The organism is Ideonella azotifigens (assembly GCF_006519715.1).
Taxonomy (GTDB): domain Bacteria; phylum Pseudomonadota; class Gammaproteobacteria; order Burkholderiales; family Burkholderiaceae_C; genus Ideonella; species Ideonella azotifigens.
On the sequence record NZ_VIDT01000092.1, the window covers coordinates 1 to 12,913 of the forward strand.

General features: G+C 66.8%; 14 protein-coding genes, 1 tRNA gene and 2 pseudogenes. 7 read left to right on the forward strand and 10 right to left on the reverse strand.

Annotation, left to right across the window (positions count from 1 at the left end):
• The 3 genes and pseudogenes from FKP22_RS08510 to FKP22_RS08520 all read right to left on the reverse strand — a co-directional run.
• A pseudogene (locus FKP22_RS08510) lies at nt 1-446 on the reverse strand (hypothetical protein); the annotation flags it as partial.
• Nucleotides 447-617: 171 nt separating this feature from the next.
• Complete coding sequence (locus FKP22_RS08515; RefSeq protein WP_141286943.1) at nt 618-1,379, reverse strand: OmpW/AlkL family protein; 762 nt, start codon at nt 1,377-1,379, stop codon at nt 618-620.
• A 26-nt stretch (nt 1,380-1,405) separates the two neighbouring features.
• The gene (locus tag FKP22_RS08520) at nt 1,406-2,803 is read right to left on the reverse strand and encodes an alpha/beta hydrolase family protein (RefSeq protein ID WP_141286945.1); all 1,398 of its coding nucleotides are present in this window, start codon (nt 2,801-2,803) and stop codon (nt 1,406-1,408) included.
• A 355-nt stretch (nt 2,804-3,158) separates the two neighbouring features.
• On the opposite strand from FKP22_RS08520, the gene FKP22_RS08525 reads away from it, so the two are divergent.
• Nucleotides 3,159-3,416 carry a type II toxin-antitoxin system ParD family antitoxin gene (locus FKP22_RS08525; protein ID WP_233446823.1) on the forward strand — a complete coding sequence of 86 codons (258 nt, stop codon included), beginning with the start codon at nt 3,159-3,161 and terminating at the stop codon, nt 3,414-3,416.
• The gene (locus tag FKP22_RS08530) at nt 3,413-3,730 is read left to right on the forward strand and encodes a type II toxin-antitoxin system RelE/ParE family toxin (protein WP_231012787.1); all 318 of its coding nucleotides are present in this window, start codon (nt 3,413-3,415) and stop codon (nt 3,728-3,730) included. The genes FKP22_RS08525 and FKP22_RS08530 overlap by 4 nt, the downstream gene beginning before the upstream one ends.
• Before the next feature lie 67 nt (nt 3,731-3,797).
• Here FKP22_RS08530 and FKP22_RS08535 read toward each other — a convergent pair.
• From FKP22_RS08535 to FKP22_RS08555, 5 genes are all read right to left on the reverse strand, one after another.
• A tRNA-Gly gene (locus tag FKP22_RS08535) sits at nt 3,798-3,871 on the reverse strand.
• 56 nt (nt 3,872-3,927) lie between these two features.
• Nucleotides 3,928-4,908: an isopenicillin N synthase family dioxygenase gene (locus FKP22_RS08540; protein ID WP_141286948.1), complete on the reverse strand. Its 981-nt coding sequence runs from the start codon at nt 4,906-4,908 to the stop codon at nt 3,928-3,930.
• Nucleotides 4,905-5,435 (reverse strand): nucleoside deaminase, encoded by a 531-nt coding sequence (locus tag FKP22_RS08545; RefSeq protein WP_141286950.1) that lies wholly within the window; start codon nt 5,433-5,435, stop codon nt 4,905-4,907. The genes FKP22_RS08540 and FKP22_RS08545 overlap by 4 nt, the downstream gene beginning before the upstream one ends.
• Nucleotides 5,436-5,442: 7 nt before the next feature.
• A complete protein-coding gene (locus FKP22_RS08550) occupies nt 5,443-6,474 on the reverse strand; it encodes an ABC transporter substrate-binding protein (protein ID WP_141286952.1) in 1,032 nt (343 codons plus the stop codon).
• Nucleotides 6,475-6,563: 89 nt separating this feature from the next.
• Nucleotides 6,564-7,490 (reverse strand): LysR family transcriptional regulator, encoded by a 927-nt coding sequence (locus FKP22_RS08555; protein ID WP_170200814.1) that lies wholly within the window; start codon nt 7,488-7,490, stop codon nt 6,564-6,566.
• Between the two features lie 100 nt (nt 7,491-7,590).
• On the opposite strand from FKP22_RS08555, the gene trmB reads away from it, so the two are divergent.
• Nucleotides 7,591-8,328: a tRNA (guanosine(46)-N7)-methyltransferase TrmB gene (trmB, locus tag FKP22_RS08560; RefSeq protein ID WP_141286955.1), complete on the forward strand. Its 738-nt coding sequence runs from the start codon at nt 7,591-7,593 to the stop codon at nt 8,326-8,328.
• A 3-nt stretch (nt 8,329-8,331) separates the two neighbouring features.
• Here the strand turns inward: trmB and FKP22_RS08565 are convergent, their stop codons facing one another.
• Nucleotides 8,332-9,174, reverse strand: coding sequence for an undecaprenyl-diphosphate phosphatase (locus FKP22_RS08565; protein ID WP_141286956.1), 843 nt, complete (start codon nt 9,172-9,174; stop codon nt 8,332-8,334).
• A gap of 168 nt (nt 9,175-9,342) precedes the next feature.
• Here FKP22_RS08565 and FKP22_RS08570 point away from each other — a divergent pair, with 168 nt between their 5' ends.
• The 4 genes from FKP22_RS08570 to FKP22_RS08585 all read left to right on the forward strand — a co-directional run bounded on the left by FKP22_RS08570 (nt 9,343) and on the right by FKP22_RS08585 (nt 12,620).
• On the forward strand, nt 9,343-10,068 hold the full coding sequence (locus FKP22_RS08570) for a TetR/AcrR family transcriptional regulator (RefSeq protein WP_141286958.1): 726 nt from the start codon (nt 9,343-9,345) through the stop codon (nt 10,066-10,068).
• A gap of 82 nt (nt 10,069-10,150) precedes the next feature.
• Nucleotides 10,151-10,804, forward strand: a complete 654-nt coding sequence (locus FKP22_RS08575) for a protein-L-isoaspartate O-methyltransferase family protein (RefSeq protein WP_141286960.1) — start codon at nt 10,151-10,153, stop codon at nt 10,802-10,804.
• Between the two features lie 29 nt (nt 10,805-10,833).
• Complete coding sequence (locus tag FKP22_RS08580; protein ID WP_141286962.1) at nt 10,834-11,178, forward strand: rhodanese-like domain-containing protein; 345 nt, start codon at nt 10,834-10,836, stop codon at nt 11,176-11,178.
• Nucleotides 11,179-11,267: 89 nt separating this feature from the next.
• The gene (locus FKP22_RS08585; protein ID WP_141286963.1) at nt 11,268-12,620 is read left to right on the forward strand and encodes a TolC family outer membrane protein; all 1,353 of its coding nucleotides are present in this window, start codon (nt 11,268-11,270) and stop codon (nt 12,618-12,620) included.
• Nucleotides 12,621-12,626: 6 nt separating this feature from the next.
• Here FKP22_RS08585 and FKP22_RS31895 read toward each other — a convergent pair.
• Nucleotides 12,627-12,913 (reverse strand): annotated as a pseudogene (locus FKP22_RS31895) (3-deoxy-D-manno-octulosonic acid transferase); the annotation flags it as partial.

Sequence of the window (12,913 nt, forward strand, 5' to 3'; positions counted from 1 at the left end):
TGGTTGGGCAGGCCGGTCGTCAGGTCGATGCTGTAGGCGCGGCGGGCGGCGTCGTCCTGGCGCTTGCGCTCCAGCGCAATGCGCAGCGAGCGGCCCATCATCTCGTCATTGACCTCGCGCTCGGACAGGATCTCGCGCACACCCGCCTGCAGCAGCTTCAGGCAGGTGACTGGCGCCGGCTCGGGCGCCACCACCAGCACGGCCGCGGCCATCACCGCGCGCGCCAGCCCGGGCCATTGCAGCAGCTTGTCCAGCCCGCCCGCGGTAGGCAGGTGGATCAACAAGGCCGGGCCGATCTCGCTGCCGTCTGTGACCTGGGTGTTGAGTTGTTCGGACAAGGCGTCCAGCGTGGCGCAGCTGCGCAGCACGAAAGGACCGAAACCCGAAGTGATCAGATCGGGCAGTTTGGGGCTGAGGCAAAAGACCTGGAAAGGCGTGGCGGACATGAGAGATCCCTGTGTTCGCTGTGCATGATGCCCGAAGCCAGGGCCCCGCGAACACGGAAAACACGGAGTGGGCCCGGCTGTTCAGCGCATCGGATCCCCCATGGAAAACGCCGCGGCAATGCGCGGCGTTGAACCATCAGGGCAGGCGCCGGACATGCCGGCGCGCAAAGCTCAGAACGTATAGCCCAGCGACAGCGAATAAACAACCGGGCGAAAGTTGATGTTCGCGGTGTGCGTGACCGTGACCGGCCCGTTGCCCAGGTTGGTCTGGGTGGTCGAGGTCTGCGTGCTGGTGACGTGCGCGTAGGCCACCGTGCCGACGAAGGACCAGTTGCGGTCGATCTGCCAGGTGCCGCCGACGTGGCCCGCCAGGCCCCAGGACGAATCCAGCTTGACCTTGGTCTCGCCACCGGCCGCCGCATTGCCCGAAGCGGTGTTGCGGGCGCGCAGAAAGCGCGTGTAATTGATACCCGGGCCGACGAAGAAGGACACGCCTTCTGCCACCTCGGGGAAATGGTAGTTGAGGAAGGCAGCCGGTGGCGCCTGCTTGACCAGCGTGATCTGGTCGAAGGACTCGAGCAAGTCCTCGCCGTGGATGCTGTGCTCGGCCGGCAGGCCCAGGGCCAGTTCGCCGCTCCAGGTCTTGTTGAAGCGGTAGACCAGACCAAAGCCGACGGTGCTGGCATCGTCAATGCGAAAGCGCGCGGCGTGGGTGCTGCCATCTGGGAACGTGGTGCTGGTGCCGCTCAGCGGGCTGGACTTGGCGTGCACGTCGATGTAGGCGCCACCCAGGTAGAAGGTCCAGCCGTCCAGCATGCTGCCGGAACCGGTGCCGGCATCGGCTGCGTGGGCCTGGCCAGCCACTGCCAGCGCGGCCAGCGCGGCTGCGCGCAGGCTGGTCGAAAGCGAAGGGAATTGGAATCGGGAAGTCATCGGTTTGAATCCTTGGCGCTCGGCATTCACTGGACGAAGTTGGCGAAGAAGCCGCGCACGAAAGTGGCGCAATATGGCGCCGCAGCTGCGTGGTCGTTCTCCGTGCCAGGCGTGCCGACTGCCGTGCCTGCCGCAGGGTTGTTGACCTGGAAAGCGCCGGCCAGCTGTGCAGCAGAATTGCCAAGCGTGCCAGCAATGGTCGCCGGGTCGCCACGCACATCAAGTGCTGGCACCAGCACGCCGCGCGATGCGAGGTCGGCCTGCATGTCGGTCGTGTTGTAGGCATAGACGGTCGGATCGGCCGCGCTGTAGCACATGGCCATCGGCGCCTTGGGCGTCCAGCCCAGCAGCGTGTTGGCCGCGGCGGCCTTCGCGAAGCCGCTGCCTGAGGCAAAGTAGGACGCGCGGTAGCTCTCCTGGATCAAGCCTCCGGTGCCAAACAGCTTGCGGAAGGTCGTGTCGGCGGGCAGCTTGCCGGTCGTCAACAATTCTTCCGCCGTGCTGTTGGTCGGCAGCAGCGTGGCCGTGGCCGCGCCATAGGGCAACTGGTAGACGCTGGCGGCGTCGCTGTAGACGTCACCGTAGGAGCGTTGCCAGCTGGTCAGCAGCAGCGGCGTGAACAGCGTGGCACCGGCGTTCACCGTGCAGTTCGGGTCGGACGAGCCCAGCGTGGGGCAAACATCCGGGCCGCTGTTGATCTGGGCGATGAACTTGGCCAGGTTGTGCGGGCCGGACATCGGCGCCGAGGCTGTGACGGTGAACTCGCTGGCGTAGTCGCGCTCGATGATCTTGTGCGTGGCCATCGCCACGTGGCCGCCTTGCGAGTAGCCGGTCACGAACAGCTGGGCCGAAGGCTTCACCGCGCTGGCTTCGTTCAGGTAGGCCTTGGCGGCGCGCAGGCCGTCGACCATGTCGATGGCGCTGTTCTCGGCGTTCAGGTACGGGTGGTAGTCCAGGCCGGACTCGTCATAGCCCAGGTAGTTCGGCGCGACCACGATGTAGCCATGCGCTGCCAGCAGCGCTGCGACCAGGCTGCCTTCGGAGTTGTGGGTGATGTCGGCCATGTTGTAGGCCTTCTCGATCGTCGTACCGTGCGCGTACAACACCACCGGACGCGAGCCGGTGCAGCTGGCATCGGTGCCCGAAGGAACAAAGGCCGCGGTGCTGGCCGTGGCAGGCTGGCCAGCCGGGTCGCGGGTCTGGTAGACCACATAGCGGATGTCCACATTGCAGACCGCGGCGCCCGTCAGGCCGATCAGGCCGGTGGCCGTGGTGCCTGCGTCGATCTGGGCCGTGGTGGCCTGGCCGGCCAGCTGCGCCAGAACAATCGTGGCGCGCGGGGGTGGCGCGTCGGTACTGCCACCGCAGCCGGCCAACACGGCAGCGACCACGGGCAGCAAAAACAGGGGGCGCTGGAAACGCATCCGGGAGCTCCTAAAACACTCGAGATCAAAACGAACGACCGTTCGTTTTTGTTGCCTGTGACTGTACGCGCGCGCTCAAAGTCGACCCCAGTCGGACAAACCACTAGCGGCAGGCCGCTCACCTTGCCCTGGCTCAAGCGGCCAAGCAAATGGCTTGCAGGGTCGGGTTTCAGGCCTGGCTGCGAGGCCTTGGCGCAACACCTCCAACGGTACCAAGCCGGGCAAGCTGAAGGTTTGACCCATGAAGGCATCCATGCCGCAGCACGATGCCGCCACATGAGCTGCGTTGACCCGCGTCTGGTAGTATTTATTCCTACCCACTCAGGAGGCGCCCATGTCTCAGATCAGCCGAAAGATGAGCATCTCGATCCCGCCCGAATTGGCTGAGTACGTCAGCCAGAAGGTGGCCTCCGGCGAGTACGCCAGCGACAGCGAGGTTTTTCGAGATGGCCTGCGCATGCTGCGCGCCCGAGACAGGGCAGTCGAGCAATGGCTGCTCACGGACGTTGCCGCGTCCTTCGATGATCGCAAGAAAAACGGCACCCGTGGCGTGTCAGCCGAGGAGTTGCTGTCACGGCTGGATCAACGCAGAAAGGCGAGTACCGCAGGATGATCCGCTACGAAGTCGAGTTCCTGCCGAAAGCCCAGCGGCAGCTCGCGGACCTGGAGGACTTCATCGCCGAAGGGCCACCGAAATCGCCAGTCAACGCCGCGAACTTCGTCACCGCCATCGTCAAGCACTGCAAGAAGGAGATTGGCAACCTGCCCCACGGTGGTGTTGCCCGTGATGACATCCGTCCTGGGATGAGGGTCACCCACTTCCGCGGCAGCACCGTGATCGCCTTTGAACCCGACGACCAAAGCGAGGTCGTCTTCATCCACGGCATATTCTACGGTGGTCAGGACTACGAAGCCGTCCTGGGCTGACCCAAGGTCGCACTTGCTCAACAAAAAAGCCAAGGCGGTGAGGCCTTGGCTTTTGTGTGGGGTCGTCTGGAGCGGGCGATGGGAATCGAACCCACGCTATCTGCTTGGGAAGCAGAAGTTCTACCATTGAACTACGCCCGCGAAGGCCGTGAGTTTACGCGATCCGGCAGGCGCCTCGGGCTTGACGTGCGTCAGGCTCAGTACTTCGCAAAGTTGGCGTTGACGCGCTGCTGCAGGTAGTCCTCGGCGGAAATGGGTGCGTACTTGCCGGCGGGACTTTCGATCATCACGTCGCGGTTGGCCTGGGCGAAAAAGGCCAGGCTGTAGCGCGGGCCCTGGTATTCGTCTGGCGTGGGGTTGCGCACACGGTGGAAGTTGGACGGCAGCTGGTCGTCGCTCCAGCGCATCAGCATGTCGCCGATGTTGCAGGTGATCAGCTCGTCGGCCGGCGTGATCGAGGTCCAGGCCTGCGAGTCCATGTCCTTGCCGGGCAGCAGTTGCAGCCCTCCCTGCCCTGCGCGCTGGAACAGCAGCGTCAGGCAGTCGAAGTCGGTGTGGGCACCGGCGCGCCACAGGCCCATGTTCGCGCGCTGCGCCGGGTCGACCGCGAAGTAGTGCAGCAGGCGCAAGGTGCTCTGGTAGCCGGGCCGGGCCGGGTCATGGGCGCGGGTGAAGAAGTCCGCCGCGAAGCCCAGCTTCAACGCGAAACAGGACAGCACCTGCATTGCCACGGTCCAGGCCTTGGCCTCGAAGGCCAGCATCGTGGCCTGGAACTGCGGCAGCTCGGCCTCGCTCGGCCACAGGCCGGCCATGTGCGGCCGGGTGATCTGGTAGGACTCCTTCTGGTCCGGCGTGCCGGTGGACGGCCGCACCTGGGCGCGGCTTTCCCAACCGGCGTTCAGGCCTTTCTTCAGCGGATGGCGGGCCTTGGTCTCGGCCGGCAGTGCGAAGAAGCGCTCGGTCATCTCGAAGGCCTCACGCGTGGCGGCGAGGTCAATGCCGTGGTTGGCCAGCTGGAAAAAGCCCACGTCGACCGCGGCGTCCCACAGCTGGTCGGCAATCTCCGCCTGGCGCTGTTCGAAGTTGGCCAGGTCGATCACCCGCACCTCGCGTGGCCGTTCGGTGCCCACTGCGCCCATGCGGGCCTCCCTCTTCAGTTCGTCGAGCATGGGGTTCATCGTGTGTTCTCCAGTGTTTCGGCCTTGGCGGCAGCGCTCACCCGCCAGTACGCCTCGTGCGGCAGCGCCGCCTCCTGCTGCAGCGCCGGGCCGATGACGACACACGGCTCCGGGCTGCGCGCCAGCACTTCGCGGCATGACATTTCCAGGTCGCCGGCACCGGCCTGCAGCACGCGAAAACCGCGCAGGCTGACGGCGTCGATGCCGAACACCACGCGCCGGATGCCGGCCCAGAAGATCGCGCCGGCGCACATCACGCAGGGCTCGCCGGATGCGTACATGGTGGCGCCCGCCAGCAGCGCACGCGGGTGGCGCGGCGAGGCCAGGCGCAGTGCGTTGACTTCCGCATGCGCGGTGCAGTCGCCGGTCGCAGCGTTGTTGTTGATGGCCTCGGCCAGCACCTGGCCATCGGCCGAGACGATCACCGCGCCAAACGGCCGGTTGCCCTGCGCGGCGGCCTCGGCGGACAAGGCGATCGCGCGGCGCAGGTAAGTACCGTCGGCGTCGCTGAGCAGGTCCTGCTGCATGCTCACCTCAGGCCTTGACGATGCGCTCTGCAGCGGCCGGCAGGAACGTGGGGTTGAACACGGCTTCCGGCCTGGGCGGGTTCTTCAGCGCGAAAGTGCGGGTCACTTCGTCGAGCTGGGCCTTCAGCAGTTCGGGCCGCACGGCGCCAAGGCCATGTTCGCGGGTGTCGGCCGTCACCACGTATTTCGCGGTGATCCCAAAGCGCTGCACCTCGACCTTCTCGTCCAGCATCGGCTCGCGTTGCTTCACGTGAGCCATGGCAGCAACGGGGTCGACCAGCGTCTCCTGCAGGCCGCGATTGGTCGCACGCAGGAAGGCCTTGACGAGCTCAGGCCTCCTGCTGGTGAGTTCGGTCGACGCCAGGATGGCGTTGCCGTAGAGGCTCAGGCCCGCGTCGGCAAACACCAGCACCGAAAGCTGTGCCGGGGCCATGCGCTGGAACAGCGACAGCGCCGAGTCGTGGAAGTAGGTCGCGCCGTCCACGTCGCCGCGCACGATGACGTTGTCGCGCTGCGAGAAGTCGGTGGTGACCCACTCGAAGGCATCTGCCTTCATGCCGGCGTGTTGCGCGACCATGGGCCAGGCGCGGCGGGTGGACTCGACGGCGGCTGCGGCAATGCGCTTGCCGGCCAGGCTCTTGAAGTCCGGGCCAATGCCGCGGTCCTTGCGGCCGATGATCGCGAACGGCGCGCGGTTGTAGTACTGGTAGACGGCCTGCACCTTGGCGGCTGTGCCCTGCACCGACTGGAACTCCATCAGCGCGCTCAGGTCGCCAAAGCCCAAGTCGTAGGCGCCGCTGGCCACGCGGGTGATGGCGGCCACCGAGCCCGAGCCCACGTCGAAGCTGGGCGCCAGGCCTTCGTCCTTGTAGTAGCCCTTGGCCAGCGCGACGAAAAACGGTGCGACCTGGCCGCTGATGCGGAAGTCCAGCGTGAACTTCAGCGGGGTCAGTTCGCGCTCGGCGCGGGCGGTCGGCACCGCGGCCAAGCCGGCCAAGCCAGCGGCGGTGCTCAGGTGCAGGAAGTGGCGGCGTTGCATGGGCGGGCTCCTTGAGATGGATCAAAGTCTAGGGAGCCACCCCTCATGGCAACAGGCCGAGCCAGGCCATACAGGCCATGGCCCAAGTGTTATGGACCCACCTGTCCTTTGACTTGGGCTTTGACCTGCTCGCGCAGCCATCGACTGGCCGCACTCGCATGGTTGCGCTCGTGCCAGAGCTGGTAGAAACGCATCGGCGGCAGCTCGGCGGGTGCGGGCACCACCACCAGCGGCAGTTGTGCCGCGTAGTGCTCGGCAAAGCGGCGTGCGGTGGTGAAGACCAGTTCGCTGTCCAGCAAGGCAAACGGCGCGAGATTGAACTCGGGCACGGTGGCGACGATCTGGCGCTGGTAGCCTGTCTTGGCCAGCTCGCCGTCAATCGGTCCGCTGCGCGGCTGCGAGCCGGTATAGGGCGCGAGGTGGCGCATGCGCAGGTAACGCGCCAGCGGCAGCCGACGCTCCTGCGCCAGCGGATGATCGCGGCGCATCAGGCAGACCACATCATCGGTGAACAGCGCCCCCAGGCGCAGGTCCTCGCGCGGCTTGGGGTCGTTGTTGATGACCAGGTCCACGCCGCCTTCGTCCAGCGCCTGCGCGAGGTCGAAGGCAGGGTCTGCTGGGCGCACATGGGCGCCGATGCGCGGGCCGGCTGCAGTCAGGCGCTTGACCACGCCGGGCAGGAAGTCCGGTGGCAGGCAGTCGGAGCAGACGATGTGGAAGCTGCGCTCGGCCAAGCTCGGGTCGAACACCGTGGCACCTTCCAGCCGCGCGGCCTGAGCCATGATTTCCCGCAGCGGCTCGCGCAGGCCCAGCGCCCGCTCGGTCAACACCAGGCGCGCGCCGCTGCGCACCAGCAATGGGTCGGCCAGCACCTCTCGCAGCCGCTGCAGCTTGCGGCTGACTGCCGGCTGGGCCTGGCCGCTGGCCTCGGCCACGCGGGTCACGCTGCGCTCCTGCAGCAGCAGGCTCAGCAGCTTCAGGTCGTTCAAGCTCAGTTGGTGCAGGTCGTCAGCCATGCAGTCATCATCGCCCAAGCACGACGGGCAGATCAGCACTGGCAAAATGCGCTCCCCTTCCTCGCGGCGGGCCTCCGGGCGTGCCGCCTTTCGATACGCGATGACTGCCCTGCCCAACCCACCCGCCGACCACCCTTCGGACGAGGCTTCGCCCGCCGACGAATCGGCCACGCCGCGCCGCGGCATCCGCAGCTTCGTGCTGCGCGCCGGCCGCATGGGCACCGGCCAGCAGCGTGCACTGGAAGAGCTGGGGCCACGCTTCGTGCTGCCGTTCCAGGACCAGCCGCTGGACGCCGCGGCCGTGTTCGGCAGGCAGGCGCCGCTGGTGCTGGAGATCGGCTTTGGCATGGGCGCGGCCACGGCGGAGATCGCCGCTGGCCGGCCCGACACCGACTTCATCGGGGTTGAGGTTCACACGCCTGGCGTGGGCGCGCTGCTCAAGCGCATTGGCGAGCAGGGCCTGGGCAACCTGCGCATCGTGCAGCACGATGCCGTGCAGGTGCTGGAGCAGATGATCGCCCCGGCCACGCTGGCGGGCGTGCACATCTTCTTCCCGGACCCCTGGCACAAGAAGAAGCACAACAAGCGCCGGCTGATCCAGCCGCCGCTGGTGCAACTGCTGGCCAGCCGCCTGGCGCTGGGCGGCAAGCTGCATTGCGCGACCGACTGGCAGCCCTATGCCGAACAGATGCTGGAAGTGCTGTCCGCCGAACCGGCGCTGACGAACACCGCGCAGGGTTACGCGCCCAAGCCCGACTACCGGCCGCTGACCAAGTTCGAGGCCCGCGGCCTCAGACTCGGCCACGGGGTTTGGGACCTCGTTTTCACCAGACGCTGAACCTTAACTGTCCGTCCAACTGACCACGCCTGTGTAAGCCGTAATCAGGATCAGCAGCCCGAAGCCAATGCGGTACCACGCAAAGGCGTTGAAGTTGTGCGTCGAGACGTAGCGCAGCAGCCAGCGCACGCAAGCCCATGCGGCGATGAACGAGAACACGAAGCCGACCGCAAACAGCGGAAGATCCGCCGCAACCAGGCTGTGGCGCACCTTCAGCAGGCTGTACGCGCCAGCGCCGATCAGCGTGGGAATGGCGAGGAAAAACGTGAACTCGGTGGCCGCCTTGCGCGACAGGCCAAACAGCATGCCGCCGATGATGGTCGAGCCCGAGCGGCTGGTGCCCGGCACAAAGGCCAGGCATTGCACCAGGCCGATCTTCAGCGCGTCCCAGGGCGTCATGTCTTCGACCTCGGCCACGCGGATGACCACGTTCTTGCGCCGCTCGGCCCACAGGATGATGAAGCCGCCGATGATGAAGGTGGCCGCGACGATCAGCGGCGTGAAGAGCAGTTCCTGCACCTTCTTGCCGATCAGCAGGCCAAACACCACCGCCGGCAGGAAGCCGATCAGCACGTTCAATGCGAAGCGGCGCGCATTGCGCTCCGTGCCCAAACCACGCACCACCGCGCTCAGGCGTTGCCAATACACCAGCACGATGGCCAGGATCGCACCGGTCTGGATCGAGATCTCGAAGGCCTTGACCTTCTCTGGCGTCAGGCTGCCGCCTTCAAAACCCAGCACCGAACCGGCCAGGATCAGATGCCCCGTGGACGACACCGGCAGGAATTCCGTCAGGCCTTCCACCACGCCCATCACGGCGGCCTTCAGCAGCAGCAACCAATCCAAGTGCATCTCCTTGAGCTAGCGCGGGGGGACCCCGCGAATCGGGCGGGATGATACCCGCCGCCTCGGGACAACCCTGAGTCGACGCACGTCTTAAGCACGGCTCGCGCCAAGCCTTTGCTTGACGGGCGGAACCAGCCTGCTAGGATTACTGACCAGTCAGTCATTAACATGTCCGAACCGTCCCAACGCCAGCGCCGCAAAGACGCCCGCCCCCAGGAATTGCTGGATGCGGCGCTGTCGCTGTTCGTCGAAAAAGGCTTTGCCGCCACCCGCTCCGACGAGGTGGCGCACCGGGCCGGCGTGTCCAAGGGTACGCTCTACCTTTACTTCCCGAGCAAGGAAGACCTGCTGAAGGCCGTCATCCAGCAGACGCTGGCAGCCGAGATCGCCGAAGGCGAACGCGTGCGCCAGGCGCACACCGGCAGTTGTACCGAGATGCTGGTCGATGTGCTGGCGGAATGGTGGGTCAGGATCTTCGAGAGCCCGGCTTCCGGCGTCTTCAAGCTGGTGCTGACGGAGATGCGCAACTTCCCGGAGCTGGCCCAGTACTACGCCGAGCATGTGGTGCAGCCCGGCAGCGCGGTGATCGCGCGGCTGGTGCAGTCCGGCATCGAGCGCGGCGAGTTCCGGCCGGTCAGCATCGACGTGGCGGTTCACAGCATCGTCATGCCCTTGATCATGATGTGCATGCACAAGCACACGCTGGACGCCTGCGGTTATGCGGACCTGGCGCAGTCGGACCCGCGCGCCTTCATCCGCCAGCACCTGGAACTGCTGCTGCTGGGGCTGAGCAGGCCGCAGGAGGGCGATTTGCAAGCGGCTGCGCAAGCGCGGGTTTCCGAGGCTCGGCCGGCTGAAATACAGGCCGAGAAGCTGCCTAAAATGAAGGGTTAACCCGCGCGGCCGTGCCGCCAACCCAGCGAGTCGGCGCAGTGCGTCCAGCTCGCTCGCCCTTGCCTCTTTTGCAGGACACGCCATGAACATCGAACAAGCCCGCTTCAACATGATCGAACAGCAGATCCGCCCCTGGGATGTGCTGGACACCGCCGTGCTGGAACTGCTGGCCGTCGTCAAGCGCGAGGACTTCGTGCCACCGGCCTACCGCGCGCTGGCCTTTGTCGACACAGAGGTGCCGCTGCCTGAAGGCCAGCTGATGCTGGCGCCGCGCGTCGAGGCCCGGCTGCTGCAGGAAGCCAAGGTGCAGCGCCACGAGACGGTGCTGGAAATCGGCGCCGGCTCGGGCTTCATGGCCGCGCTGCTGGGCCACCGCGCGCAGCGCGTGATCTCGATGGAGATCCGCCCCACCCTGGTCAAGATGGCGACCGACAACCTGCGCCGCGCCGGCCTGTCCAACGTGACGGTGCGCGAGGGCGATGGCAGCCAGGGCCTGGCCGCCGAAGGCCCGTTCGACGTGATCGTGCTGTCCGGCTCGGTGGCCGCCGTTCCGCAAGTGCTGCTGGACCAGCTGAAGGTCGGCGGCCGGCTGGTGGCGGTCGAAGGCGAAGAGCCGGTGATGCGCGCCACGCTGCGCACCCGCACCAGCGCTTCGGCCGTCACCAAGGTCGACCTGTTCGACACCGTGGTGCCTCGCCTGGACGACTTCGCCGAGCCGAGCCGCTTCCACTTCTGAACCCGCTTTCCCGGACGCATCGCACGCCAATGAACAGCTTGAACGCGCAGGACCTGCCCGCCTTCGTGGCCGAAGCGGCCGCCGAAGCCACCGGGCAGCCTGTGCTGCTGGACGTGCGGGAGGACTGGGAGGTGGCGCTGGCGCCGCTGGCCGTGGCCGGCGCGCGCACGCTGCACATCCCGATGAACCAGGTGCCGGCACGGCTGGCCGAACTTGCCGGGCTGCAGCCCATCGTCTGTTTTTGTCATCACGGCATGCGCAGCGCGCAAGTCGTCGCATTCCTGCAGCGCCAAGGCCACGAACACGTGTACAACCTCGCCGGCGGTACCGAGGCCTGGTCCACCCAGGTCGACCCCGGCGTGGCGCGCTACTGAGCAGCGCCCGCGCCGTGCCGCCCCGAACACCCCACCGGCCCTGTACGCACCCTTGTCTCTTGTCTCTCGCGCATCCTGAGGAAAGCACCATGCCGTTTTCTAGCGTTCGTCTGTTGAGCCCCCGCCTGGGCGCGTTGTCGCCGCTGGCCCTGGCCGCCCTGTGCCTGGCCGGCAGTGCCCACGCGCAAAGCCTGCAGGACCTGTACGACGCAGCACATCAGTACGACGCGACCTACCTCGCAGTGCGCGCAGCGACCGATTCGGCCCAGTACCGCGCCGACCAGACGATGGCGCTGCGCCTGCCCGGCGTGCAGTTGACGGCCGGCCTTTCGCGCAGCACCAGCGACACGCCCTACACAACGCCCAAGAGCAGCGAGACCAACGCCCACTCGGCCACGCTGTCGGCTTCGCAGAACGTCTTCAACCGGGCCAACGACATCACCATCGACCAGGCCGACAAGGCCGTGGTCATCGCCCAGTCGCAGCTGCGTGCCGCCGAGCAGGACCTGATCGTGCGCCTGGCCCAGGCCTACTTCGACGTGCTGGCCTCCAGCGATGCGCTCGACACGGTGCGCGCCAATAAGGCCGCGATCAAGGAGCAGCTGGCCTCGGCGCAGCGCAACTTCGAAGTCGGCACCGCCACCATCACCGACACCCGCGAAGCCCAGGCCGCCTACGACCTGGCGCTGGCCCAGGAACTGGCCGCCGACAACGACCTGCGCGTCAAGCGCGTGGCGCTGGAGCAACTGGTCGGTCGCGACAACCTGCAGCCGCGACCGCTGGCCGTGCCGGTGGTGCTGCCGCTGCTGGCGCCAGCGTCGGTAGACCCATGGGTCATCACGGCAGACGCCAACAACCCGACCATCGAGCAAGCCCGCCTGGGGCTGGACGTGGCCAAGCTGGAAACCTCCAAGGCCCGCGCCGGCCACCTGCCCACAGTGGCATTGACCGGCAGCTACACCAAGGGCCATCTGGACACCGACACCTCGTCTGGCTCGCTCAAGGGCAACAACGGCAGCTCGGCCATCGGCCTGACGGTCACGGTGCCGCTGTTCGCCGGCTTCGCCACGCAGAACCGCATCAAGGAAACCCTGTCGCTGGAAGATCAGTCGGTCAACAACCTGGAAGCCGCCCGCCGCGGCGTGGCCCAGGGCACGCGCACCGCGTTTTTCGGCGTGCAGTCCGGCATGGCGCAGATCAAGGCGCTGGAAGCCGCCGAGGTCTCCAGCAAGCTGGCGCTGGATGCCACCAAGCTGGGCTACGAAGTGGGCGTGCGCGTGAACCTGGACGTGCTGAACGCCCAGACCAAGCTCTACACCACGCAGCGCGACCTGGCCAAGGCCCGCTACGACGTGATCCTCGGCAAGCTCAAGCTGCGCCAGGCTTCGGGTGAACTGAACCCGAGCGACATCGCCGCCGCCAACGCGCTGCTCGCGAAATAAGCCCGCTCAGCAGCGCGCCAGGATGGCAGCAGCCATCCTGGCTGCCGCGCCACGGTGCCGCGCAGCAAAGGCCTGGGCGTGCGCAACGGCTTCGCTCAATGCGAGCGGATGCGCCAGCCAGTCTTTTGCCATGGCCAGTGCTTGCGGCACGTCCTGGGCTGACCGGGCCGCACCAGCGGCCAGGGCCAGCTGCGCAGCTTCGGCGAAGTTGAAGGTCGACGGCCCCACCACGATGGGGCAGCCATTGGCCGCGGCCTCGATCAGGTTGTGCCCGCCCAGCGGCAGAAAGCTGC

Excerpts from the sequence above, each read along its gene's own strand:
- FKP22_RS08575 (WP_141286960.1), top strand. The coding sequence starts at position 10,151 with ATGAACATCGAACAAGCCCGCTTCAACATGATCGAACAGCAGATCCGC.
- FKP22_RS08520 (WP_141286945.1), bottom strand. The coding sequence starts at position 2,803 with ATGCGTTTCCAGCGCCCCCTGTTTTTGCTGCCCGTGGTCGCTGCCGTG.
- FKP22_RS08515 (WP_141286943.1), bottom strand. The coding sequence starts at position 1,379 with ATGACTTCCCGATTCCAATTCCCTTCGCTTTCGACCAGCCTGCGCGCA.
- FKP22_RS08580 (WP_141286962.1), top strand. The coding sequence starts at position 10,834 with ATGAACAGCTTGAACGCGCAGGACCTGCCCGCCTTCGTGGCCGAAGCG.
- FKP22_RS08570 (WP_141286958.1), top strand. The coding sequence starts at position 9,343 with ATGTCCGAACCGTCCCAACGCCAGCGCCGCAAAGACGCCCGCCCCCAG.
- FKP22_RS08550 (WP_141286952.1), bottom strand. The coding sequence starts at position 6,474 with ATGCAACGCCGCCACTTCCTGCACCTGAGCACCGCCGCTGGCTTGGCC.
- trmB (WP_141286955.1), top strand. The coding sequence starts at position 7,591 with ATGACTGCCCTGCCCAACCCACCCGCCGACCACCCTTCGGACGAGGCT.
- FKP22_RS08540 (WP_141286948.1), bottom strand. The coding sequence starts at position 4,908 with ATGAACCCCATGCTCGACGAACTGAAGAGGGAGGCCCGCATGGGCGCA.
- FKP22_RS08525 (WP_233446823.1), top strand. The coding sequence starts at position 3,159 with ATGAGCATCTCGATCCCGCCCGAATTGGCTGAGTACGTCAGCCAGAAG.
- FKP22_RS08530 (WP_231012787.1), top strand. The coding sequence starts at position 3,413 with ATGATCCGCTACGAAGTCGAGTTCCTGCCGAAAGCCCAGCGGCAGCTC.
- FKP22_RS08545 (WP_141286950.1), bottom strand. The coding sequence starts at position 5,435 with ATGCAGCAGGACCTGCTCAGCGACGCCGACGGTACTTACCTGCGCCGC.
- FKP22_RS08585 (WP_141286963.1), top strand. The coding sequence starts at position 11,268 with ATGCCGTTTTCTAGCGTTCGTCTGTTGAGCCCCCGCCTGGGCGCGTTG.
- FKP22_RS08555 (WP_170200814.1), bottom strand. The coding sequence starts at position 7,490 with ATGGCTGACGACCTGCACCAACTGAGCTTGAACGACCTGAAGCTGCTG.